Source organism: Streptomyces sp. B21-105 (assembly GCF_036898465.1).
Lineage (GTDB): Bacteria > Actinomycetota > Actinomycetes > Streptomycetales > Streptomycetaceae > Streptomyces.
In genome coordinates this window covers 8,608,385-8,630,623 of sequence record NZ_JARUMJ010000001.1, presented here as the reverse complement: position 1 = coordinate 8,630,623, position 22,239 = coordinate 8,608,385, and the positions used below count along the sequence as shown (strand labels likewise).

Annotated in this window: 19 protein-coding genes; 10 read left to right on the top strand and 9 right to left on the bottom strand. The window is 72.2% G+C overall.

The features are described from left to right. Positions 1 to 8: 8 nt before the first annotated feature. On the top strand, positions 9 to 215 hold the full coding sequence (locus QA802_RS38635; protein ID WP_057581840.1) for a hypothetical protein: 207 nt from the start codon (positions 9 to 11) through the stop codon (positions 213 to 215). Between the two features lie 98 nt (positions 216 to 313). Then, positions 314 to 1,717 (top strand): Si-specific NAD(P)(+) transhydrogenase, encoded by a 1,404-nt coding sequence (gene sthA / locus QA802_RS38630; protein WP_334533039.1) that lies wholly within the window; start codon positions 314 to 316, stop codon positions 1,715 to 1,717. A 35-nt stretch (positions 1,718 to 1,752) separates the two neighbouring features. On the opposite strand, the gene QA802_RS38625 is transcribed toward sthA, so the two are convergent. After that, positions 1,753 to 2,214 (bottom strand): DUF5709 domain-containing protein, encoded by a 462-nt coding sequence (locus QA802_RS38625; RefSeq protein WP_334533036.1) that lies wholly within the window; start codon positions 2,212 to 2,214, stop codon positions 1,753 to 1,755. Positions 2,215 to 2,555: 341 nt separating this feature from the next. Between QA802_RS38625 and QA802_RS38620 the strand changes: the two genes are divergently transcribed. Both QA802_RS38620 and QA802_RS38615 read left to right on the top strand, forming a co-directional pair. Continuing rightward, positions 2,556 to 4,028 carry an APC family permease gene (locus QA802_RS38620; protein WP_334533033.1) on the top strand — a complete coding sequence of 491 codons (1,473 nt, stop codon included), beginning with the start codon at positions 2,556 to 2,558 and terminating at the stop codon, positions 4,026 to 4,028. 11 nt (positions 4,029 to 4,039) lie between these two features. After that, the gene (locus QA802_RS38615; RefSeq protein WP_334533030.1) at positions 4,040 to 4,999 is read left to right on the top strand and encodes a hypothetical protein; all 960 of its coding nucleotides are present in this window, start codon (positions 4,040 to 4,042) and stop codon (positions 4,997 to 4,999) included. Between the two features lie 12 nt (positions 5,000 to 5,011). Here the strand turns inward: QA802_RS38615 and QA802_RS38610 are convergent, their stop codons facing one another. The 3 genes from QA802_RS38610 to QA802_RS38600 form a co-directional block, all read right to left on the bottom strand. Beyond that, on the bottom strand, positions 5,012 to 7,354 hold the full coding sequence (locus tag QA802_RS38610; protein WP_334533027.1) for a glycoside hydrolase family 65 protein: 2,343 nt from the start codon (positions 7,352 to 7,354) through the stop codon (positions 5,012 to 5,014). After that, the gene (locus QA802_RS38605) at positions 7,351 to 8,100 is read right to left on the bottom strand and encodes an HAD family hydrolase (RefSeq protein ID WP_334533023.1); all 750 of its coding nucleotides are present in this window, start codon (positions 8,098 to 8,100) and stop codon (positions 7,351 to 7,353) included. Before QA802_RS38605 ends, QA802_RS38610 begins: the two co-directional genes overlap by 4 nt. A gap of 104 nt (positions 8,101 to 8,204) precedes the next feature. After that, positions 8,205 to 8,600, bottom strand: coding sequence for a YybH family protein (locus QA802_RS38600; RefSeq protein WP_334533020.1), 396 nt, complete (start codon positions 8,598 to 8,600; stop codon positions 8,205 to 8,207). A gap of 56 nt (positions 8,601 to 8,656) precedes the next feature. Between QA802_RS38600 and QA802_RS38595 the strand changes: the two genes are divergently transcribed. Together QA802_RS38595 and QA802_RS38590 are read left to right on the top strand one after the other, a co-directional pair. Beyond that, positions 8,657 to 9,310 (top strand): nucleoside/nucleotide kinase family protein, encoded by a 654-nt coding sequence (locus tag QA802_RS38595; RefSeq protein WP_334533018.1) that lies wholly within the window; start codon positions 8,657 to 8,659, stop codon positions 9,308 to 9,310. Then, a complete protein-coding gene (locus tag QA802_RS38590; protein ID WP_334533016.1) occupies positions 9,300 to 9,896 on the top strand; it encodes a hypothetical protein in 597 nt (198 codons plus the stop codon). The genes QA802_RS38595 and QA802_RS38590 overlap by 11 nt, the downstream gene beginning before the upstream one ends. Positions 9,897 to 10,024: 128 nt before the next feature. Here the strand turns inward: QA802_RS38590 and QA802_RS38585 are convergent, their stop codons facing one another. The 5 genes from QA802_RS38585 to QA802_RS38565 all read right to left on the bottom strand — a co-directional run bounded on the left by QA802_RS38585 (position 10,025) and on the right by QA802_RS38565 (position 16,429). Further along, positions 10,025 to 11,743, bottom strand: a complete 1,719-nt coding sequence (locus tag QA802_RS38585; protein WP_334533013.1) for a hypothetical protein — start codon at positions 11,741 to 11,743, stop codon at positions 10,025 to 10,027. A 2-nt stretch (positions 11,744 to 11,745) separates the two neighbouring features. Next, positions 11,746 to 12,651, bottom strand: coding sequence for a carbohydrate ABC transporter permease (locus QA802_RS38580; protein ID WP_443042322.1), 906 nt, complete (start codon positions 12,649 to 12,651; stop codon positions 11,746 to 11,748). An 11-nt stretch (positions 12,652 to 12,662) separates the two neighbouring features. Continuing rightward, positions 12,663 to 13,574: a carbohydrate ABC transporter permease gene (locus QA802_RS38575; protein ID WP_334533007.1), complete on the bottom strand. Its 912-nt coding sequence runs from the start codon at positions 13,572 to 13,574 to the stop codon at positions 12,663 to 12,665. Positions 13,575 to 13,692: 118 nt separating this feature from the next. Continuing rightward, positions 13,693 to 15,021: an ABC transporter substrate-binding protein gene (locus QA802_RS38570; protein ID WP_334533004.1), complete on the bottom strand. Its 1,329-nt coding sequence runs from the start codon at positions 15,019 to 15,021 to the stop codon at positions 13,693 to 13,695. A gap of 274 nt (positions 15,022 to 15,295) precedes the next feature. Beyond that, a complete protein-coding gene (locus QA802_RS38565) occupies positions 15,296 to 16,429 on the bottom strand; it encodes an ROK family protein (protein WP_443042321.1) in 1,134 nt (377 codons plus the stop codon). 323 nt (positions 16,430 to 16,752) lie between these two features. Between QA802_RS38565 and QA802_RS38560 the strand changes: the two genes are divergently transcribed. The 4 genes from QA802_RS38560 (at position 16,753) to QA802_RS38545 (ending at position 22,138) form a co-directional block, all read left to right on the top strand. Next, positions 16,753 to 17,661 carry a BadF/BadG/BcrA/BcrD ATPase family protein gene (locus QA802_RS38560; protein ID WP_334533001.1) on the top strand — a complete coding sequence of 303 codons (909 nt, stop codon included), beginning with the start codon at positions 16,753 to 16,755 and terminating at the stop codon, positions 17,659 to 17,661. Between the two features lie 191 nt (positions 17,662 to 17,852). Further along, complete coding sequence (locus QA802_RS38555) at positions 17,853 to 19,769, top strand: phosphatase PAP2 family protein (RefSeq protein ID WP_334532998.1); 1,917 nt, start codon at positions 17,853 to 17,855, stop codon at positions 19,767 to 19,769. Positions 19,770 to 20,507: 738 nt separating this feature from the next. Continuing rightward, positions 20,508 to 21,452, top strand: coding sequence for a MurR/RpiR family transcriptional regulator (locus tag QA802_RS38550; RefSeq protein WP_266716517.1), 945 nt, complete (start codon positions 20,508 to 20,510; stop codon positions 21,450 to 21,452). Between the two features lie 305 nt (positions 21,453 to 21,757). Beyond that, on the top strand, positions 21,758 to 22,138 hold the full coding sequence (locus QA802_RS38545; RefSeq protein ID WP_173985727.1) for a hypothetical protein: 381 nt from the start codon (positions 21,758 to 21,760) through the stop codon (positions 22,136 to 22,138). The last annotated feature ends 101 nt before the right edge of the window (positions 22,139 to 22,239 follow it).

Here is a 22,239-nt window from a genome sequence, read left to right as displayed (position 1 = left end):
CAGACATCATGCCGACGTCACAGCCCGGCGCCGCCCGGCCCTCGCCGGACCGCACCACCCCGGACAGCCTGCTCCACACCCGTACCGGTACGGAGGTCTCGCCGGAGGACATGGTCCTCGCCACCGGCCGCGACCTCACCCCGCGCAATCTCGCGTGGGCCCGGCGCAAGCTCGACGAGGAGGGTCCCGGCGCGATCGAGAAGGTGCTCCCCTAGGGTCTCCTGGAACCCGGGCCGAACCTGTCACAGAACCCGGGCCGCGCAACCTCCGCCGGCCTTTCCCCGGGCGCCCCCGCCCTGCCACACTGCGGAGGGTGCCCGACTTCGACATGCTCGTCCTCGGATCAGGTCCCGGCGGACAGAAGGCCGCCATCGCCGCGGCCAAACTGGGCCGCCGGGTCGCCGTCGTAGACCGCCCCGACATGGTCGGCGGGGTCTCCCTCCACACCGGCACCATTCCCTCCAAGACCCTGCGCGAGGCGGTGCTCTATCTCACCGGCCTCACCCAGCGCGATCTGTACGGTCAGAGCTATCGGCTGAAGGAGAACATCACCGTCGCCGACCTGACCGCCCGCACCCAGCACGTGGTGGGGCGTGAGATCGACGTCATCCGCAGCCAGTTGTCCCGCAACCACATCGCCCTCTTCGCCGGCACCGGCCGCTTCACGGACGACCACACGATCGCCCTGCGGGAGGTCACCGGCCAGGAGCGGCTGATCAGCGCCGAGCACATCGTGATCGCCACCGGCACCCGGCCGGCCCGCCCGGACAGCGTCGAGTTCGACGGCCGGACCATCCTCGACTCCGACAACGTCCTGACGATCGAGCGGGTGCCGCAGTCGATGGTCATCGTCGGCGCCGGAGTGATCGGAATGGAGTACGCAAGCGTTTTCGCCGCGCTCGGCAGCAAGGTGACGGTGGTGGAGAAGCGGTCCGGGATGCTCGACATGTGCGACGTCGAGGTCGTCGAGTCGCTCAAGTACCACCTGCGGGACCTGGCGGTGGCCTTCCGGTTCGGGGAGACGGTGGCCGCCGTGGAACGGCACCAGCGGGGCGCGCTGACCATCCTCGAGAGCGGCAAGAAGATACCGGCGGACGCGGTGATGTACTCGGCGGGCCGGCAGGGGCTCACCGACGAACTCGACCTGGACAAGGCCGGGTTGACGGCGGACCGGCGCGGGCGGATCGAGGTCGACGAGTACTATCGCACGCCGGTCGGGCACATCTACGCCGTCGGTGACGTGATCGGTTTCCCGGCCCTCGCGGCCACGGCGATGGAGCAGGGCCGGGCGGCCGCGTACCACGCCTGCGGCGAGCCCGTCGGGCGGATGCACCACCTGCAGCCGATCGGCATCTACACCATCCCGGAGATCAGCTTCGTCGGGCGGACGGAGGACCAGCTCACCGAGGAGCGCGTGCCGTTCGAGGTGGGCGTGGCCCGGTACCGCGAACTGGCCCGCGGCCAGATCGTCGGCGACGCGCACGGGGTGCTCAAGCTGCTGGTCTCCCCCGAGGACCGCACGCTGCTGGGCGTGCACTGCTTCGGTTCCGGGGCCACCGAGCTGATCCACATCGGGCAGACGGTGATGGGCTGCGGCGGCACCGTCGACTACCTGGTCGACGCGGTGTTCAACTACCCGACGCTGGCGGAGTCGTACAAGGTCGCCGCCCTCGACGCCACCAACCGGCTGCGGCAGTTGGAGCGGATGGACGACTGACCGGACCGCGCCCCCCCGCTCCCCCGCGTGCCGGTCTACTCCTCGACGATGTGGACGGCGGCCTCCTCGGCGGCCGCCGCCCCGCCGTCGATGCCCACGTCCTCGGCGATCGCCTCCTTGACGGCGTCCGGGTGGGCGCCCTCGTCGGGGGCCACGAGCCGGCCCGCGCGCCGGTCGCCGGCCTCGGCGTCGACCGGCTCGCCCTCGCCGCCCTGCAGGTCGCCGACGCCGTCCCCGACCGGCGCGGACACGTCCGGGACCTCCTGGGCGAGACGCTGGTCGAGGCTCTCGCCGTCGTGCTGCTCGGCCGCGGTGGTGCCGTACCTGGTGACGCCCAGCGGTTTCTCCGGCGGGGAGTAACCCTCGTCCAGCGCGTCGTCGTAGGTGCGTTCGTCGACGGCGTCCTGAAGGTCGAGCGGGGCCCCGTCCTCCTGCTCCTCGTCGGATCCGGTGGGCTGGTAGACGTCGTCGCCCCTCGCCTCGGACTCCGTACCCATGGGGTGCCTCCTCACTGGGCGGACTGCTGTTCTCCCCGTCCGCGTTTCCCGTGCGGCCCGGTCCAATCGCGACACATGCCACCTGCACGAGCGGCCCCGAACATTACCCAGCCGTCAATCTTGAAACCTCAATAGTTGCGGCTATAGTCACTCGCACACTCGGTGTAACCGTCCGCCGACGCAGTGCTGAAGTCAGTGTCCTTGCGCGCCCCTCCGCCGACGTTCCCGAGGCCATCCCTCTTCGCGCGGCGGCGCTCCACGCAGCTCCACGCCCCACCCTCACCCCCATTCACCGCCGGACCCTTCCCCCTCCGGCGTGCACGACGAAAGCAGCGCCGACCATGAGCAACAGCACCGGAAGAGGGCTTCAGGCGAATGTGCTGAGCACCTTCGACACAGTGGTGATGGCGGTCGCGGGCAGTGCCCCCGCGTACTCCATCGCCGCCACCACGGCGGTCCTGGCGGGCGCCGTGGGCCTGGCCGGCCCGGCCGCCCTGCTGTACTGCGCGATACCCATGCTGGGCATCGCGCTGGCGTTCAGCCGGCTCAGCCGGATCGACGTCAACGCGGGCGCCAGTTACTCCTGGGTGGGGCGCACGCTCCACCCCTTCCTCGGCTTCATCAGCGGCTGGGCGCTGGTGATCTCGGCGACCATCTTCATGGTGGCGGGGTCGCTGCCGGCCGGGTCGATGACGCTCGCCCTGTTCGACGAGGACCTCGCCGCGAACACCGCGCTGTCGACCGTGGTGGGTGCCGCCTGGTTCCTGGTGATGCTGGCGGTGGTGCTGGGCGGGGCCCGGCTCACCGTGCGCGCACAGCTGATCATGTCGGGGGTCGAGCTGACGATCCTGGCTCTGTTCGCGGTGCTCTGCCTGTTCCACACAAACAACTCCCTGCCGTTCGACTGGTCCTGGTTCGGCTTCGGCCACTTCGACGGGGTCTCCGGCTTCGCCGCGGGCGCGCTGGTCGCCGCGTTCTACTACTGGGGCTGGGACGTCACCAGCAACCTCAGTGAGGAGACCCGCAACAGCCGGCGCACGACCGGTCTGGCAGGGCTGATCGGCGTGGCGATCGTCTTCCTCCTCTTCGAGGTCTTCACCGTCGCCGTGAACGTCGTCCTCACCTCGCAGCAGATCGACGACAACGGCGCGAACGTGCTGGCCGCGCTGGGGGAAGAGGTGTGGCCCGGCTGGGGCGGCAAGCTGCTGATCGTGGCCGTGATGCTGTCCACGGTCGCCACCCTGGAGACGACCCTGATCCAGGTGACGCGCTCGCTGTTCGCGATGGGCCGTGACCGTACGATGCCGTCCGCGCTGGGCCGGGTGCACCGCACCTGGAACACGCCCTGGGTGGCGATCGTGGTGGTGGGCGGCGTGGCGCTGGTGCTGTTCGTCGCCTCCAACGCGCTGGGCTCGGTGGGCGACATCGTCGCCGACGCGATCTCGGCGATCGGCCTGCAGATCGCCGTCTACTACGGCCTCGCGGGTCTGGCGGCCGTCGTCGCGTACCGCAGGACGCTGCTCGAGTCGGCGTCGGACTTCGTCCTCGGCGGGCTGTGGCCGCTGTTCGGTTCCCTGTTCATGTTCTGGGTGTTCGTGGAGTCGCTCGGCGAACTGGCCCCGACCGCGATCGCCATCGGCATCGGCGGGCTCGCCGTGGGACTCGTGCCGATGCTCTGGTACTGGCGGCAGGGCAGTGAGTACTACCGGCCCGCCCCGCTGGACGCCGCACAGACCGTCGAGACCGGCTACCTGCCCGACGTGCGCCCGGACGAGCGAACGGCCGTCCACGAAGGCCTCTCCACCGACTTCTGAGAAGGAACGTGATGGCGCGGGACCGCTTCGCTCCCGATTTCGACCCCGACTGCGGGGACGCCCCCCTTTCCACCGTCAAGCACGACATCGTCATCGGGCGCTGGCAGGGTCTGCGGGAGCTGCTGCGGTCGACCGGGCCCGACTGGCTCGCCCGAGGCCACCGGATGCGGATGCTCGCGCAGGCCTGCGCGAGAAGTTCCACGGTGGAGACCTGGCTGGCCGCCGAGCCGCACAGCGCCGACGCGCTGGTGCTGAGGGCGGCCACGGAGACGGCCCGGGCGTTCGACCTGGCCATCTCCGCGGGCCGGGGCGCGCCGATCGACCTGACCCGGGTCGACGCCGCGGTCCTGGCGTGTCTGACCGCGACCGAGGCCTACCTGGACGACCCGACGCCGTGGACCTCGCTGATCTCGGTCGCCCGTCTCTACCCGGCCGGGGTGCGGCGGCAGGAACTGGCGCGCTGGTGGGACGAGTTGCACCGGCGCGACCCGTACAGCATGGAGGGGCATCTCCAGGTCCTGCACTACTACTCCGCGCGCTGGCACGGCTCGCACGGGCTGATGTACGACTTCGCCCGGGATGCGGCGGGGGTGGCCCCGCCGGGCTGTCCGCTGCCGGTGCTGGTGCAGTACGCGCGCGTGGAGGAGTTCCGGCACGCCGTCGACACCGCGCACGGGAGTTCCACCTCGGTGTCCCTCGCCCAGCACTGGAACAACGACGGCGCGGTCAGCGACGTCCGCCGCACCTGGGAACGCTGGATCGCCGGCCGCCGTGAGGGCGCCGTCGCCCCGGGTGAGCTGCGCGACGTCAACCACCTGGCCCACGCGGCGTGCGCGGCGCGGGTCGGCGACGTGGCGGCGCCGCTCCTGGCCCTCCTCGGGCGCCGGGCGACCCGCACGCCGTGGTCCTGCACGGGCGACCCCGCCCAGCAGATCGTCAGGTACCGCAGGGATCACAAAGTGCGTGACTGAGGTGGTGCGGGATCAGCGGGGGTCGGGGCCCCGGTGCGTGGGCTGGCGGGGCGCCGGACGCGTCGGGACCGGCGGCACCGGGCGCACCACCGGGCCGTCCCCGTTCACATGCACGGGCTCCCCGTGGTGGCGGATCGTCAGCGGCGCCCCGGACAGCAGGGTGTACGCGGTCTTCTCCGGGCCGATCTCCACCCGCAGGCAGCGGCCGAGCAGTTGCACGCTGAAGGCGAGGCGGCTGAACCGCTCCGGCAGCCGGGGCGCGAACCGCAGGCTGTCCGCGTCCCTGCGAAGTCCCCCGAACCCGGCGACCAGTGCCGTCCAGGTGCCGGCCAGGGACGCGATGTGCAGTCCGTCCCGGGTGTTGTGCTCGAGGTCGGCCAGGTCCATCAGCGCGGCCTCGGCCGTGTACTCGTAGGCCAGCTGCAGATGGCCCGCCTGCGCGGCGATGACCGCCTGGCAGCAGGCGGACAGTGAGGAGTCGCGGACGGTGAGCGGCTCGTAGTAGGCGAAGTTGCGGGCGAGCTGCTCGTCGTCGAAGTGACTGTCGCAGGTGTACATCGCCAGGACGAGGTCCGCCTGTTTGACCACCTGCTTGCGGTAGAGGTCGAAGTACGGGAAGTGCAGCAGCAGGGGGTACTGGTCGGGGCAGGTGCCGTCGAAGTCCCAGTGCTGGTAGCGGGTGAAGCCGGCGTGCTGTTCGTGGACGCCGAGATCGTGGTTGTAGGGCACGGACATCGCCTCGGCGGCGTCCCGCCAGGCCGCGCTCTCCTCGTCGTCGACGCCCAGCCGGGCGGCCTCCCGCGGGTGGCGTTCGACGGCGTCGGCGGCGGCGAGGAGGTTCGCCCGGGCCATGAGGTTGGTGTACACGTTGTCGTCGGCGACCGCGCTGTACTCGTCGGGGCCGGTGACCCCGTCGATGTGGAAGCAGCCGTGCGCGTCGTGGTGGCCGAGCGCACGCCACAGCCGGGCCGTCTCGGTCAACAGCTCGACGCCCGTGGTCCGTTCGAAGTCGCGGTCGCCGGTGGCCGCCACGTACCGCACCACGGCGTCGGCGATGTCGGCGTTGACGTGGAAGGCCGCCGTCCCGGCCGGCCAGTAGGCCGAGCCCTCGGACCCCTCGATGGTCCGCCAGGGGAAGGCCGCGCCGCGCAGCCCGAGCTGGGCCGCGCGCTCCCGGGCCGCCGGGAGGGTGTTCTGCCGCCAGCGCAGGGCCTCGGCGACCGCCACGGGCGCGGTGTAGGTGAGCAGGGGCAGCACGAACGTCTCGGTGTCCCAGAAGGCGTGGCCGTCGTAGCCGGAGCCGGTCAGCCCCTTGGCGGGGATGGCGCGCTGCTCGGCGCGGGCGCCGGCCTGCAGGACGTGGAAGAGGGCGAAGCGGACGGCCTGCTGGATCTCCTCGTCGCCGTCCACCTCGACGTCCGCGCGGGTCCAGAAGTCGTCCAGGTAGGCGCGCTGTTCGTCGAGGAGGCCCGCCCAGCCGCTGTGCCCGGCGGCGGCGAGGGCGGCCTCCACCTGATCGCTCATCGCGGGCCGGGAGCGGACCCCGGACCAGCCGTGGGCGACGAGCTTCTCCACCCGCAGCCGCTGGCCCGGCTCCAGCACCGAGGTGACGGTGAGCCGGGCCACGTCGACGTTGCTCTCGCTGCTGAGGGTGGTCCGCTCGGGGCCGCTCACCTCGTGGTCGGCGGCCACGGCGACGCGCAGTCCGCTGCGCTTCGTGCGGTGGACCAGCCGCAGCCGGCGGCCCACCGCGACGTCCTCCTCGGGTTCCAGCGGCGACTTCAGGGCGCGGGCAGCGCGCGGGTCGCCGTCGAAGTCGGGCAGGCTCTCGTTCGTGACCAGCTCGGACTGGATCACCACCCGGGAGCGGCTGCCGACGGCCTCCACCTCGTAGGCGACGGCGGCGACGGCCCGCTGGGCGAGCGAGACCAGCCGGGTGGAGCGCACCCGGACCGTGGAGCCGGCCGGCGAGGTCCACTCGCAGGTGCGCTCCAGCACGCCGCGCCGCAGGTCGAGCACGCGCTCGTGCGCGACGAGCCGCCCGTAGCGCAGGTCGAAGGGCTCGTCGTCGACCAGCAGCCGCAGGATCTTGCCGTTGGTGACGTTGATGACCGTCTGCCCCGACTCCGGGTAGCCGTAGCCCGCCTCGGCGTAGGGCAGGGGGTGCAGTTCGTGCACGCCGTTGAGGTAGGCGCCGGGCAGGCCGTGCGGCTCGCCCTCGTCGAGGTTGCCGCGCCAGCCGACGTGGCCGTTGGAGAGCGCGAACACGGACTCGCTCTGGGCCAGGACGTCCAGATCGAGCTGTGTCTCGCGCACGCACCACGGCTCGACGGTGTAGGACCGGTCGGTGATCACGCGTCCCCTCCCGGCCCGAGAAGGTCGTCCAGATCCTTGACGACGACGTCGGCGCCGTGCGCGTACAGCGCGTCGGTCTGTCCGACCCGGTCAACGCCGACGACGTGCCCGAAGTTCCCGGCGCGGCCCGCGTCCATGCCGGCCAGCGCGTCCTCGAAGACGGCCGCGCGGGCGGGCTCCACGCCCAGGTCGTGGGCGGCGGCCAGGAACGTGTCGGGGCGCGGTTTGCCGGGCAGGCCCCGCTCGGCCGCCACGACGCCGTCGACGCGGACCTCGAAGAGATGCTCGGCGTGGATGGAGCGCAGCACGTCGCGGGTGTTGGCGCTGGAGGAGACGATCGCCGTGCGCAGGCCACGCGCGCGTGCCGCCTCGACGTAGCGCAGGGTGCCGTCGTAGGGCTGGACGCCGCCGGTGCGGATCCGCTCGAGAAGCAGCTCGTTCTTGCGGTTGCCGAGGCCGTGGACGGTCTGCGCGTCGGGCGGATCGGCGGGGTCGCCCTCGGGCAGTTCGATGCCCCGGGAGGCGAGGAAGGTGCGGACGCCGTCGGCGCGGGGCCGGCCGTCCACGTACTCGTCGTAGTCGCCCGGGTCGAACGGGCGGTGGTGCGCGCCCTCGCGCGCATGCAGGAACGCGTCGAAGGTCTCCTTCCAGGCGGCCGCGTGCACCACCGCCGTCCGGGTGACGACCCCGTCGAGGTCGAAGAGGCAGGCCTGGATGTCGTCGGGAAGACCGAGCGTCGTCGTCATACAAGCCCGGTTCCCCCACAACGCCCGTTCCAACGGTGTGGCGCACGCCACACGTACGAAGGGGTCGTGAGTCAGGCGTGAGCCAGTCGGGACTCGGTCGGGGCTCAGTCGTGGGGGAAGGAGTGGTGCTCGTGCGCGATCAGCCAGCGGCCGCGCTCCTTGCGCAGGCCGAACGTGAGCCGCAGCCGCAGACCGGGGCAGTCCGCGAGCTCCTCGGGTGTGCCGCAGCGCAGCAGGGCGTGGGCGTAGGCGACGTCGTGACCGGCGGTGACGTCGAGGGTGTCGATGTCGAAGCGGGCGCCCTGGGACTGCCAGACGAAGAACGGCGGCCAGGCGGCCCGGTAGGCGGCAAGGCCGCGGATGCCTTCGTGGGGCGCGGGCACGTCGTACATCACCAGGTCCTCCGCGTGGTGGTCGACGACCGTGTCGAGGTCGCCCCGGTGGACGGCGTCGGCCCAGCGGGTGATCAGGGTGCGGATCTGTGTCTCGTCGTCGGACACGGGCGTCCTCCTCTCCTTCTCGGGTCTCCTTCCAGGAGACTGCGACACTCTGCTGTGTGCTCACTTTCGACGATCTGGTCCTGCGGGCCCGTTCCCTCGCCGGGGACGGCGGCCGGCGCAGGCTGCTCGGCATCGCCGGCAGTCCCGGCGCGGGCAAGTCGACTCTCGCCGAGCGCCTGGTGCGGGAGCTGAACGGCGCCGGGGAACCATGGGTCGCGCAGGTCCCGATGGACGGCTTCCATCTCGCCGACGTCGAGCTGGACCGCCTCGGCCTCAGGGACCGCAAGGGCGCGCCGGACACCTTCGACGCGGCCGGTTACGCGGCTCTGCTGCGCCGGCTGCGGGAGGAGTCGGAGGGCGGGGACGTCGTGTACGCGCCGGGCTTCGAGCGGCTGCTGGAGCAGCCGCTCGCGGGGGCCGTGCCCGTCGGGCCGCGGGTGCGGCTGGTCGTCACCGAGGGGAACTACCTGCTTCTCGGCACGGGCGCGTGGGCGCGGGTGCGGGCCGCGCTGGACGAGGTGTGGTTCTGCGAGACGGACGAGGACGAACGCGTCCGCCGGCTGGTGGCCCGGCACGAGGAGTTCGGCAAGGGGCACGAGGAGGCGGTGGCCTGGGTGGATCGCAGCGACCGGCGCAACGCCGAGCTGGTGGCGACGACGCGGGACCGGGCGGACCTGGTGGTCCGGGTGGGCGGACCGGATGGGGCTTGACCTCACCGTGCTGGCGCTGGACTGGGGGCGGTTGGAGCGCACGCCCGTGGCCGGGCGGCTGGAGCTGCTGCACGAGGCGGCGTGCCCCGAGGACCTGGACCCGTACGCGGCGCCCGAGGCCGGCTGGGTGTTCCCCGCCTCGCCGGAGGTGCCCTGGTGCGGCCGTTACGAGTTTGCCTGCACCACCGGGTCCTACGCGCCGCACTTCTGGGCGGGCGAAGGCTGGGACCGCGCCCGGGGGTTCGCCGCCCCCGCGCTGCGGGACGCCCTGGACGGCTTCCTCCTCCCCCTGGTCCGGGCCGAGGACGACGTGCCGGGGTCCGGCCTCTTCCCCTCGGACCGCACTCCGTGGCGCACGCGGCTGCTCCTCGCCGTGCCGCCCGCCCGGGTGCCCGGGCTCGCCGCCCACTGGGCGCATGCGCAGCCCCTGCTGGTGGGGCTGCGCACGGAGTACGACCGGCACGCGGCGCGTCCGGGCGGGTGGATCGCTGACTTCGACGCGTTCACGGTGCTGCTGAGCGAGTGGGCGGTGGTGGTCGACGAGGCGGCACGGCGCGGCTGGGGACTGCTCGGGCTGCCGGTCTGACGGCCTGCCTCGGCCGCCCTCCGCCGCCCGACCCCGCCGCACGCGGCGTCAGCGTCGGCCCGCCCGTACCGGCTCGTCGGGGGCGTCGTCCGGGCCGCCGGTCCGAGGTCGGCGGGGCGGGCGTCCCGTCACCCGGCGGGTGCGGGCCGGCCGGCGCGCAGCGCGACGGTCAGTGTGTGCGGGCCGAGTCCGCCGAGGTAGACGCGGTTGCCCGTCGTCGCGTCGGTGCCGCCCACCACGGTGTGGTCCTGACCGGGGTCGTACCGCAGTACGTCGCTGCGGTCCGGCCCGGCGAGCGGTTCGCCTGCCTCGACGTCGGTCTCGACCCGGATCTCGTCGTCACCGACCCGGTAGGTCATCGGCCCCGGCGTCAGGCACCAGCGTCCGTCGCCGAGCGGTAGGGCGCCCTGCGTCACGCCGCCCGGCCGGAAGGTCAGTTCGAGCGACCAGGGCACGCGCGGGCCGCTGAGGTCGATGCGCAGGTCGGCGCCGTCCTCCCGCAGGTCCACCTCGACGCGGGTGGTGTGCGAGACCTCGTCCCGGGGCCGGTCGGGGAAGGCCATGGCGGCGGAGAAGCGTCCCTCGTCCGCCATCCGGTAGGCGCCGTCGTCCTGCCGTCGGTCCTTGGGGAGCGGCTGGTAGTAGGCGGCCGTGAGGGTCTGGGTGAGCCGGTAACGGTGGTCGGCGAGCTGTGTCATGTCGGCGGCGCGGAACGGGCCGAGGTCGAAGAACCCCCGCGTCAGACGGACCGCGTCGAGGACGGCGTCGCCGGCGAACAGGCGCAGGAAGGTGGGGTTGCAGGCGAGCCCCGAGCGGATGCGCCGGTGTTCGGGCACGTCGGAGCCGCCGTACAGCACCGTGTGCGCGGTGGCCGAGGCGCGTGCGGCGAGGCGCACGGTGGTGAGGTACCGCGCGCGGGGCAGTGTCTCCTCGGCCGGTGCGGGCAGTGCGCGGCGCAGGTCCGGGGTGAGGAGGGTCTCGGCGAGCAGGTCGGGGTCGTCGATGCCGCCGGCGGCCGCCAGCCGCGCCGCGCGGGCGAAGTCGCCCCGGCCGGTGCGGACCGCGAGCAGCCGGTAGTGCGGCAGGTAGGGCGCCAGCGGGAACGGGTGGTGCTGGTCCTGCCGTCGCGAGTGGACGGTCTCCACCGTGCCGTCCGGCCTGATGAGGTCCAGGGTGGCGGTGAGATTGCGTTCGACGGCGTCCAGCAGGTCGTCGCGGCCGAGGACGCCGGCCAGCAGCAGCAGCGACGGGTTGGACACGTGGGCCGCGTAGTTGGCGCTGCGTTCCGAGTACAGGCCCTCCGCGTCGATGTCGACGCCCTCGGCGAGCCAGTCCTCGACGCGGTCGAGGAGCCGGTGGTCGGGGAACGACCGGTGCAGCCGGGCCAGCGCCGCGCACAGCTCCCAGCGGTGGTTGGGGGTGTGCACCCCACCGGTCAGGAGAGCGCCGCAGGCCGCGCCGGCGATGTCGGCGAGCGCGGCCGTGACCTCGCGCAGTTCCGTCCCCCCGCCCGCGGCGAGGACGTGCGCGTCGCACACGTCGTTGACGGTGAAGGCGGAGTCCGGCGGTGACTGCACGTTGTCGCCGCCGGCGAAGAGGCCGGTGGACGTCTGCGTGGCCCGCAGCGCGCGCAGGTGGGTCGTCGCGGCGGCCACGGCCCGAGCGCTGCCGTGCAGTGCCGATTCCGGGGAGCGGTACGCCGCGACCAGGGTCTTCACCCGGCGGGCCAGGGCGCGGTGGGGCAGGCCGGTGGGTTCCTCGTCGGGGGCGGCCGCCGGCGGGGCGGCCTCCCGGTCGGCGGCGCGGGCCACCGCGCGGACGAAGTCGTGGTCGAGCGGGGTGGGCACGGTCAGTCCTTCAGTCCGGCGTTGATGTCGGCGCCCATGACGTAGCGCTGGAAGACGAGGAAGACGAGGATCAGCGGGATCATGGAGATGACCGAGGCGCCGAGCAGTACCGACCAGTTGATGTTCTGTGCGCCGACGATGCTCTGGATGCCGATCTGCACGGTGAACTTGTTGGGGTCGTTCAGCATCAGCAGGGGCCAGATGTAGTCGTTCCACCGCCACTGGAAGGACAGGATGGCGAGGGTCAGCATGATGGGCCGGGAGAGCGGCACCATGATCCGCAGGAAGATCGACAGTTCGCGGGCGCCGTCGATGCGTGCCGCTTCCACGAGTTCGTCGGGAACCGTCAGGAAGAACTGGCGGAACATGAAGCAGCCGGTCGCGGTGAGCACGGCCGGGAGGATGATGCCGGCGAAGGAGTTGTACAGGCCGAGGTTGCGGACGACCAGGAACTCGGGGGCGAGCATGACCTCGGACGGCAGCATCGTGGTGGCCAGGATGCACAGGAAGAACGCCTTGAGCCAGCGGTTGTCGTACTTGGCCAGCGCGTACCCGGTGCAACAGCTGACGCCCACCGTGACGATCGTCGTGATCACGCACACGATGGCCGTGTTGATGAAGTACTGGGAGAAGTTGGCGCTCTCCCACGCTGTCTTGAAACCCGACAGGGTGGGGTTGCGCGGAACCAGCGTCAGCGGATAGGAGAACAGGTCGCTGGACGGCTTCAGGGAGCTGAGGATGAACCACAGCACCGGCAGCCCGTACAGGCACGCCATGATCCACAGCAGTGTCGTCGCGGACACCGCCCGGCGGATTCCGCCGCCGGCCGCGCCGCGGGACCGCTTATTGGAGTTCTTGGAGCTCTTGGAGACGGTCCCTCCCGGACCGGCGTCGGCCGGGCGCGGGATGTCTGTGGTCTTCATCGGTTCTCCACCCGTCGGTTGACGATCAGCTGGATGATCGCGACGGCCATCAGGATGAGCATGAGCACGAACGACGCGGCGCTCGCGTAGCCGATCTGGCCCCGTTTGAAGCCGGTCTCGTAGATGTACTGGACGAGCAGGTTGTTCGAGGTGCCGGGGCCGCCGTTGTTGAGGGCGACGAACACCGGGTATTCCTTCATCGCGTTGATCGTGTTGAGCAGGATGACGATGAACGAGGTGGGCGCGATGCTCGGCAGCGTGATGCTGATGAACTGGCGCCACGGGCCGGCGCCGTCGAGCGCGGCCGCCTCGTAGTACGACACCGGCACGTTCTTGATCGCGGCGATGAACAGCAGCATCGAGAAGCCCGTCCAGGCCCAGGACGCCGCCATCACCACCACGATGAGCGACAGGTCGGCGTTCGACTGCCACGGGACGGCGCTTCCGCCGAACTGCTCGATGACGTAGTTGACGAGTCCGAAGTTCTCACCGAAGAGCCACCGCCACAGGACGCCCACCACGATGGGCGACAGCAGCCACGGGATGAAGAAGATGACGCGGGCCACCGACGCGCCCTTGGCGTGCTTGTTCACCACCAGGTTGGCGGCGAGCAGTGAGAGCCCGAAGTTCAGCGGGACGAAGAGCACGGCGTACAGCAGCGTCCGGGTCAGCGCGTCGTAGAAGGTGGAGTCCCCGACCAGGTTGTGGTAGTTGTCCAGGCCGACGAACTGGAACGCGCCCACGCCCGTGTAGTTCGTGAAGGAGTAGATGAGCCCGAGCACCGCCGGCCAGACGAAGAACAGCGAGAAGAGCACGACGTTGGCCGCGATGAGGACGAGCGGCGCAAGGATGTACTTACTGCGTCTCCGGGGCGGGCTCACGGACACGTCCGAGGCGCGTTTTGTCATCTTCCTGACTCCGTGCTGGTGGATGGGATTGCCGTGGGCTCACGCCATGAGCCCGGCATCACGTGTGCGGGCGGGGCCGGGCGGCGGTGTCTCGACTCCGCCGCCCGGCCCTGACGGCCTACGATCCGCCGCCGACCTGCTGGTTGTAGCCGGCCACGATGTTCTCCAGGGCCTTGTCGGCCGACTGCTGGCCGTTGATCGCCTTGCCGATCTCCGTCTTGGTCGGGTCCTCGGTGAGGCTCTTGCCCTTCAGCACCCAGTTCGTCTGCGCGCCGTTGAAGTAGCCGGAGATCGGTGCGTACATCGGGATCGACTCGTTGTACAGCTTGAACGCCGCCTGTGCCGCCTCGGACTTGAAGGGGTACTTCGGGCTCAGACCGCTCTCGACCGGAAGGAACCCGGACGCCTCGCACAGCGCCTGGTAGTGGGCCGGCTCGTACAGCCAGGACAGGAACTTCGTCGCGGCGGTGGCCGCGTCGGCGTTGTTGTTGAAGCCCACCGTCAGGCCGCCGCTGTTGACGTCGCTGGCCTGCACCGGCTGGGCGGGAGTCGGGACGCTCGCCCACTCGAACTTCTTGATGCTGTCCGAGAAGGCGGGAACCTGCCACACGCCGGACCAGTAGGCGACCACGTCACCGCTCTGGAACATGGCCGACGGGTCGGCGCCGCTGGTCCACACCGACTTCGGGATGGTCTTGTCGTCGTTCAGTCCGACGAAGTAGTTCACGGCCTTCTTGGTCGCCTCGTCCGCCGAGAACTTGCCGGAGTCGTCCGCGTGGACGTACTTCCCGCCCATCTCGTACACCATGGCGCGGAGCCGGGACGGCGACTGGTCGAAGGTCAGGGAGTACTTGGCCTTGGTCTTCTCGCGGACCGTGTCCGCCGCCTTGATGAAGTCGGTCCAGGTCCAGGTCTTCTGGGGCGAGGCCGGGTAGGCGACGCCGGCCCTGTCGAAGAGCGACTTGTTGATGAACAGGCCGGACGCGGTGACGTCCGAGGGGATGGCCAGCACCTTCCCCGACGAGTCCTTGGCGATGAAGTTGGAGTTGATCTTGTTGGTCTTGTTGTTGGCGATGGATCCGAGGTCGATCAGCTTTCCCGACCAGATCGGGTCCAGCGCCGGCACCGTCGCCACGTCGGGCAGCGAGTTCGCCTGCGCGGCGCTCTTCAGCTTCGTCGCGTACCCGTCGTAAGGGATGTTGACGAGCTTGACGTCGACACCGGCGTCCTTCTTGTACTGCGCCACCATCTTCTTCCAGCCCGCGTCCTGCCCCGGAACGGTGGAGATCCAGAACGTCAGCGACTTGGAGGTCCCGCCCGAGTCGCCGTCCGACCCGCAGGCGGAGAGCAACAGGGCACCTGCCGTGGCCACGGCAGCGAGGGGAACCATGCGGCCTATGCCGCCCAGGCCGAGTCGGCGGGAGCGCCGCACACCCACACTGGTCATCTTCGATCCCTTTTCGTCGTAGGGGACGGAGCACGGCGCCGAACGAGGCGGCACGGGTGCAGTTTGCAGGAGATTTCGCTTTCCGGGGGCACGGCCTCGCCCGGCCGCATCGCCTTGTCGGGTGGGATCCCCGGCCATGAGGGCCGTCGTCGCACAAGCGCGCCCTCGTGCGGCTGCCGTACTTCGCGTACGGGCGGGATGCTCAACCCAAGCCGGCGTCCCGGCCGACTTAGAAAGCGCTTGTCCGGACATTGGCAGACCGAGTCGCGGGCCGTCAATCCTTGGCCCGCGCGGTCTCGGTCACGGTTTGGACTCCCCGGGCGACCGCGAGCCGTGCGGCGCCCACGACGGTGCCGGAATCGCCGACCGTGCTGCTGACCACCTCGGTGGGCCAGCTCAGCCGCGCCAGCTCGGCCCGCACCCCGGGCAGGAGCTGGGGATCCGCGCCGGTGCTGCCGCCGAGCACGATGAGACCCGGGTCCAGCACGGCCGTCACCGCGGCGGCGAGCCGCCCCACGTCCACGGCGTGCCGGCCGACGATCTCGCCGGCCGCGGCCCTGCCCGCCCCGGCGAGGGCGAACAGCCGCTCGGTGGTGCGTGGGCAGGGCCCGTCCGCGGCCTCCCAGGCCTCCCTGGCCCGGCGCAGCAGGGAGCGGGCGCCGATGTACTCCTCCAGGGCCTCCTGGCGCGGCTCACGGCCGACGTCCCAGGGATAGGGCAGCCGCGCGAGCTCTCCGGCGGCCCCGTTCGAGCCGCGCAGCACCTGTCCCCCGACCACGATGCCGAGGCCGATGCCCACGCCGATCCGCAGATAGCCGAAGGTGTGCCGGCCCCGGGCGGCTCCCTCGTGCAGTTCCGCGAGTGCCGCGCAGTTGACGTTGTTCTCCAGGTGGACGGGCACGCCCGGGGGCAGGGCGACCGCCATGGCGTCGAAGACGGGCCCTGCCTTGGCGGTCGCCGGGCGCATGCCGCTGCCCAGCCGGTCCCGGGCGGCCACGTCGCCGACGGCGACCACGATGGAGCGCAGCGGCACACCGCCCGGGAGCACGTCGAGCGCCTCACGCACGGCGTCGGCGGCGTCCCTGCGGGAGGCGGTGGCCTCGGCGAGCAGCGCGCCGTCCAGGGCGCAGCCCCTGACCCGGGTGACGGCCGGGCCGAGATCGACGGCCAGCACCGCGCCCGCGGCCGGGCCGAGGCAGTAGACGGCGGCGGAGCGGCCGGTGCCGCTGGAGGCGGTCCCGGAGTGCGCGGCGAGCCGGGCGGCCTCGAGCTCCGCCACGGCGGAGGACACCGTCGGTTTGGACAGTCCCGCAAGGCTCGCGAGCTGCGGCCGGGTCGCGCTGCCCGCCTGGGCCAGCACGGCGAACACGGCGCTGGCGCTCTCGGTCAGGCGGGGGGCTTCCACCACGTCGAGTTCCACAGTTTCCCCCACACGGGTACAGGGCCGCGCGCGCTGACGAGTTCGTCTCGGCGGGCTGCGGCGATGGGATGCACCGACGTCGCGCGTTCCCGCCCCGTGCGGCCCGGCCGGGCCGCACGGTGGTCGAGTGCGCGATTCCTCTTGACGCACTGTACTTCGTTAGTTAACTTCCTAACGAACTTCACGGTACTCGCCTGCCGTGTCTCGTCAGAGGCCCGTCCCGGGGCTTCCCTAGTTCTTTCATGCCTGTTCCCCCGGTCACGGTTCGCCCGCCGTCGCAGCCCGTCAAGCGCAACGACGAAAGAGGATCCGTGCAGGACTCTCCCCCTTCGATCCCCCTCGTGGTCGGCGTCGACGTGGGCGGCACCAAGACGCAGCTGCGCGCGCTCGCGGGCGACCGCGTCGTGGCCGACCATGTGCGCGCCAGCAGCGGCTGGGGGCCGCACGACCCGGTCGCCGCCGCGCACTGGCTGGCCGCCCTCCTGCGTGAGGCGCTGCCGGCGGGCGCACGTCCCGCCGCGTTCGCCGTGGGGGCGCACGGCTGCGAGACCCCCTTCCAGTGCGCGCGGATCCGTGTCGCGCTGCAAGAACTTCTCGGCGCGCCCGCGCACCTCGTGGGCGACGCCGAGTTGCTCGTTCCGGCCGCCGGTCTGGACAAGGGCGTCGGCCTGGTGGCCGGTACCGGCTCGGTCGCGGTGGGACGACTGCCCGACGGCGCCCCGGTCCAGGTGGGCGGCTGGGGCGCGGTCCTCGGCGACGAGGGCGGCGCCGCCGGTCTCGTCCGGGAGGCCGCCCGCGCCGTATGGGCCGCGCACGACCGGGGCGAGGCCCCCGACGCCCTCGCGCTCGGTCTGCTCCGCTCCTTCGGTGTGCCGGAGGTGCCGGCGCTCGGCGCGGCGCTGGAGGGCGCGGCCGACGTCTCCGCCGAGTGGGGGCGGCACGCTCCCGTGGTCTTCGCGGCCGCCGCCGACGGCTCCGCCCTCGCCCGGTCCGTGATCGCCGGGGCCGGCGAGGACCTCGCGGCGCTCGTCGCGCGGCTCGCGGCGCGCGGGGTCGTGGTCGACGACGTGGTCGTGGCGGGCGGCACGGTGCTCGGGCAGCCCGCGCTGTACGAGGCGTTCGCCGACGCGCTCGGGGCCGCCGTGCCGGGAGCCCGGCCGCGCCCGCTCACCGTGCCGCCGGTCGAGGGCGCGGTGGCGCTGGCGCGCTCGCTGCTGTGAGCCGCCGGCCGCACCTTCACCCGCTGGACACGCACCGGTCGCCGGGCCCTCGCGCAAGCGACACGACCCGGCCGTAGATCTTCGCCCAGACGCGTCCCCCGGCTCACGGGTCGTCGCAAGACCCGCGAACCGCAGGCGCGCAGCTCCTGCCTCGGGCCCCTCGGCCGAGGCCATTCCAGGAAGGCACATCCATGCCGTCATCCGCCGGGCTCAGCTCTCCATCGGCCGTGAACAGAAGGCGTTTCCTCAAGTTCTCCGTGGGTGGGTCGGCGGCCCTGGTGGCCGCCCCCACGCTGGCCTCCTGGCTGGCCGCCGCGGACGCCAAGGCCGCCACCGGTCCGCTTCCCTTCGTCGACGACTACAAGACGAACGTCATCGCGAACCTCACGCCCGAGACCAACGCGGTGGTCCGCGTCCTCGGCGGCTTCGCGAAGGTGTGGAAGACCGGCGGCGCCTGGAACACCGGCACGCCCGTGCGGCCCGACATCCTGCGCGCCAACGTGCGCTACTGCGTCGCGGTGACCCGGGCCCGCACGGAGGCGCAGGGCCGGGAGGCCTTCGTCTACGACCGCCAGCACCAGAGCTACGCGATGATCGCCGGCCTGGGACCGCTGACGGACCTGTACAAGGCCGGCGCCAAGGCGGTCACCTCGATCACCGCCGCGCCGGACACCGTCCCCGCCACCAAGATCGACGACGCCGTGCCCGCCGACGCGCCGGCCGGCTCCGCGCTCGGCGCCGGTTCGTACACCTCCGACCTCGGCCTGATCGCCAAGCTCGTGGACACCGTGCGCGGCCCGTTCGCCTCCGGCAACCCGGGCAAGTACGCCTTCCAGTACCCGCGGCCCTGGCGCATGAACGAGAACAGCGAGGTCGTCGACACCGGGAAGACCGACGCGCTCGGCTACCCCGTCTACGACTCCAAGGTGGTCGTCGTGCCGCAGCTGCTGCGCCAGCGCAGCACCTCGCCGACGGACGACGGCGGGTTCCCGAGCGGCCACACCAACGCCTTCCACCTGGCGTCGCTGGCGTACGCGTACGCCGTCCCCGAGCGGTTCCAGGAGCTGGTGACGCGTGCCCTGCAGCTGAGCCACACCAGGATCGTGTCCGGCATGCACTCCACCGTCGACGTCCTCGGCGGCCGCATCATGGCCACCGCGCTCGCCGCCGCCACGCTCGCCGACCCGGCCAACGCCGAGCTCAAGGCGGCCGCCCGCGCCCAGGCCCTGGCCTACTTCACCGAGAAGACCGGCACGACCGCCGACACCCTGTTCGCCCACGCGCACTCCGACGCCGACGACGAGTACGCCGACCGCGAGGCCAACGCCCGTGCCGTCGAGCCCCGGCTGACCTACGTCCTCCCCAGGGAGGGCCGCAAGGAGCCGCTGACGGTGCCCAAGGGCGCCGAGGTGCTGCTGGAGACCCGCCAGCCGTATCTCACCGCAGCCCAGCGCCGGGACGTGCTGCGGACGACCGCGCTGCCCTCCGGGTACGTGATGCTGGACGGCTTCGAGCAGTGGGGCCGGCTCAACCTGTTCGCGGCCGCGGACGGTTACGGCGCCTTCGACCACGACGTCACGGTCACCCTGGACGCCTCCAAGGGCGGCTTCCAGGCGGCCGACGCCTGGCGCAACGACATCGCGGGCGAAGGCGGTCTGACCAAGCGCGGTTCCGGCACGCTCACCCTGACCGGGCACAACCGCTACCACGGCGGCACCGTGGTCGAGGGGGGCGTGCTCGTGGCCGGGCACGCAGGCGCCCTCGGCCAGGGCGACGTGCGACTGGCCGGCGGCACGCTGCGCGCGGGCGGGCCGGTGCGGGTGCGCGGCGCGTGGGCCCAGGGGGCCGGCGCGGTGCTGGATCTGACGCTGCGCGGGCACCACGGTCCGGTTCTGACGGTGTCCGGACGGGTACGGCTCGACCGGGGCTCGGTGCTGTCGCTGCGTCTCGACGCCGAAAAGCCGCCGGCCGCGGGGACGACCGTGCCGGTGATCTCGGCGTCGGCGCTGCGCGGTCAGTTCGACCGTGTCGAGCTGGACTGCGCTCACCTGCGGGCCGTACCGGTGTACACGGCCCACGGCCTGTCGGTACGCCTGCTGAAGCGGTAACGCCCGTCGTGGCGGGAGCCGACCCGGGCAGGCCCGTGCGCCCGCCGGGTTCGCTCCCGCCGCCACCCGGCCCCCGGTGTCGCCCGGGGGCCGGCGTCACTCTCGGGCCCGACGAGCGGCACCCGGGGCGCGGGCCCGCCCGACGATGCGGCGCGGTCCGGCGACGACGCCGGGGCCGGTGCGGCCGGTGACCGCCTGGGGCCCGGAGCGGCCGGAGCCGGCGTCGGGGCCCGGGGCACCTGGAGACGACGCCGGCCCCCGCGACGGCTCGAGCCCGAGACAGCCGGTGACCACACCAGGCCCCGGGAGGGCCAGAAGCCAACTCAGGCCAGAGGCAGCCCCAGACCACCTCGGGCCCGGGGCAGCCGCAGACCACGTCGGCCCCGGCGCAGTCAGTTACTACGTCGGGCCCGGCGGCGGCCAGTGACCACCTCGGCCCCGGGAGGGCCAGAAAACACCTCAGGCCCGGGGCAGCCGCAGACGACGTCGGCCCCGGCGCAGTCAGTTACTACGTCGGGCCCGGCGGCGGCCAGTGACCACCTCGGCCCCGGGAGGGCCAGAAAACACCTCAGGCCCGGGGCAGCCGGAGACGGCGTCGACGCCGGGGCGGCCGGTACCACGTCGGGCCCGGGGCATGCCGTACCGGCGGTAAGCCGCGATCACCGGGGGTGCGGACGGCGCCCTGAGGCGCCCTCGGCCCGCCCTTGCCCGCCGTGGCGCTGAGCTATGTTGAGCTTCGTGGAAGACAAGGGAGGCGCACCGGCGCCATCGCCGCAGCAGGCACGCGCACAGGCATCCGCGATCACCTCGGGCAGAACCGGACCGGAGACGGAGGTCTCCCCGACCTCGCGGCTGCGGGCGCTCTTCGACGGGCCCCAACTGTCCCCGGGGCAACGGCGTATCGCCCAGTATCTGATCGAGCACATCACCGAGGCGGCGTTCCTGTCGATCACCGACCTCGCGGACCGGGTCGGCGTCAGTCAGCCCTCGGTGACCCGGTTCGCCGCGGCGGTGGGCTTCAGCGGGTATCCCGCACTGCGGGAGAAACTCCAGTCGATCGCGCTCGGCGCGCTGGCCGGCGGTCCGGCGGCGGAGGTGAACCGCAGCAACGAACTGCAGGCGGCGGTCGACGCGGAGATCGAGAACCTGGAGAACCTGCGGCGCGACTTCGCCGATCCCGACCATGTCATCGACGTCGGCCGGCAGCTCTCCCAGTCCACGCCGCTGACCATCCTCGGGCTGCGCATCTCCGCCTCGCTGGCGGAGTACTTCGCCTACGCCGCCCGCCGCGTCCACCCCGACGTACGGCTGGTGACCCGGGGCGGGAGCGTCGCCTACGACGCGCTGCTGCAGTCCCGGGAGGCGGGCGGGACCTGGGTGCTGGCGTTCTCGATGCCCCGGCACGCACAGGAGACCCTGACCGCCGTGCGGGTCGCGCGCAGCGCCGGCCTCAAGGTCGCGCTGATCACCGACCTCGCGCTGGGGCCGGTGGCCGACGAGGCCGACGCCACCTTCGCCAGCGGCACCGGCTCCCGCCTGGTCTTCGACTCGTACGCCGCCCCGGGTGTGATGGCCGCGGCACTGCTCCAGGCCATGACCGACGCGGGCCCGGAGCGCACCCAGGCGCGGCTCGAGGAATACGAGCAGATCGCCGAGCAGCACCAGTTCTTCCTCCGGGAATGACCGGTTCGCCCCGGACCACCCCCTCCCCCAGAAAAGACCAAAGGGGATCACTACGGGCATTTCACGCATGAATGTTTTCATACGTCTTGCAAAGCCGTCGGCATATATAAATACTGCTCACGGCCGCACCCGCCCGCGAAGGGCTCCTGTACGGGCACCCGAAGACCGCCGTCCCCTACCCGCGTCGGCGCTCGGGGTGCCCGGGGCATCGCTTGCGCGAGTGCCCTAGGCGGCCCCGGTCATCCCCTGGACCGGGGCCGCCCCGAACCGTCGGACCACCGTCACGACGCCACATACCGGAAGCGATGATCATGACTCTGACGACGACGCGCATCAGCTCGGACTGGCCGTGCCAGGTCAAGACACCCGGCAGCTACGACTGGGAGCGCTCGGCCGCCAAGTGGCTGCGCGAACTGGTGCCCGCGCGCTACGCGAGCTACCCCGCCCTGCTGCGCCACCCGGTACTGCTCGCCCGTCACGCGCAGATCCAGGTCCAGAACGAGGTCCGGGTCGCCCGCACCGCTCTGCAGACCGCTCGCGCCGACCTGCCCCGGCTCGGACTGGCCGAGTCCGTCATCGAGCACACCATCAAGATGTACGCCGCCGAGGTCATGCAGCTCCAGCACATCGCCCGCAGCGTCCGCGCCGTCACCCAGGCCCTGACGGAGCACAACGCCGGGCGCTGAACAGGCCGTTGCGACCGATGTCCGCGCAGGTAGTCGCGCCTGGCGGAGGGGTTGCCGCAAGACCTCGATCCGATCCGCGCCCATGTGCCATGCTCGAGGCG

What these genes read in the sequence shown, in the direction of transcription:
- QA802_RS38635 (WP_057581840.1), top strand. Translation starts at nt 9, where the DNA reads ATGCCGACGTCACAGCCCGGCGCCGCCCGGCCCTCGCCGGACCGCACC.
- QA802_RS38625 (WP_334533036.1), bottom strand. Translation starts at nt 2,214, where the DNA reads ATGGGTACGGAGTCCGAGGCGAGGGGCGACGACGTCTACCAGCCCACC.
- QA802_RS38620 (WP_334533033.1), top strand. Translation starts at nt 2,556, where the DNA reads ATGAGCAACAGCACCGGAAGAGGGCTTCAGGCGAATGTGCTGAGCACC.
- QA802_RS38615 (WP_334533030.1), top strand. Translation starts at nt 4,040, where the DNA reads ATGGCGCGGGACCGCTTCGCTCCCGATTTCGACCCCGACTGCGGGGAC.
- QA802_RS38605 (WP_334533023.1), bottom strand. Translation starts at nt 8,100, where the DNA reads ATGACGACGACGCTCGGTCTTCCCGACGACATCCAGGCCTGCCTCTTC.
- QA802_RS38590 (WP_334533016.1), top strand. Translation starts at nt 9,300, where the DNA reads ATGGGGCTTGACCTCACCGTGCTGGCGCTGGACTGGGGGCGGTTGGAG.
- QA802_RS38575 (WP_334533007.1), bottom strand. Translation starts at nt 13,574, where the DNA reads ATGACAAAACGCGCCTCGGACGTGTCCGTGAGCCCGCCCCGGAGACGC.
- QA802_RS38570 (WP_334533004.1), bottom strand. Translation starts at nt 15,021, where the DNA reads ATGACCAGTGTGGGTGTGCGGCGCTCCCGCCGACTCGGCCTGGGCGGC.
- QA802_RS38555 (WP_334532998.1), top strand. Translation starts at nt 17,853, where the DNA reads ATGCCGTCATCCGCCGGGCTCAGCTCTCCATCGGCCGTGAACAGAAGG.
- QA802_RS38545 (WP_173985727.1), top strand. Translation starts at nt 21,758, where the DNA reads ATGATCATGACTCTGACGACGACGCGCATCAGCTCGGACTGGCCGTGC.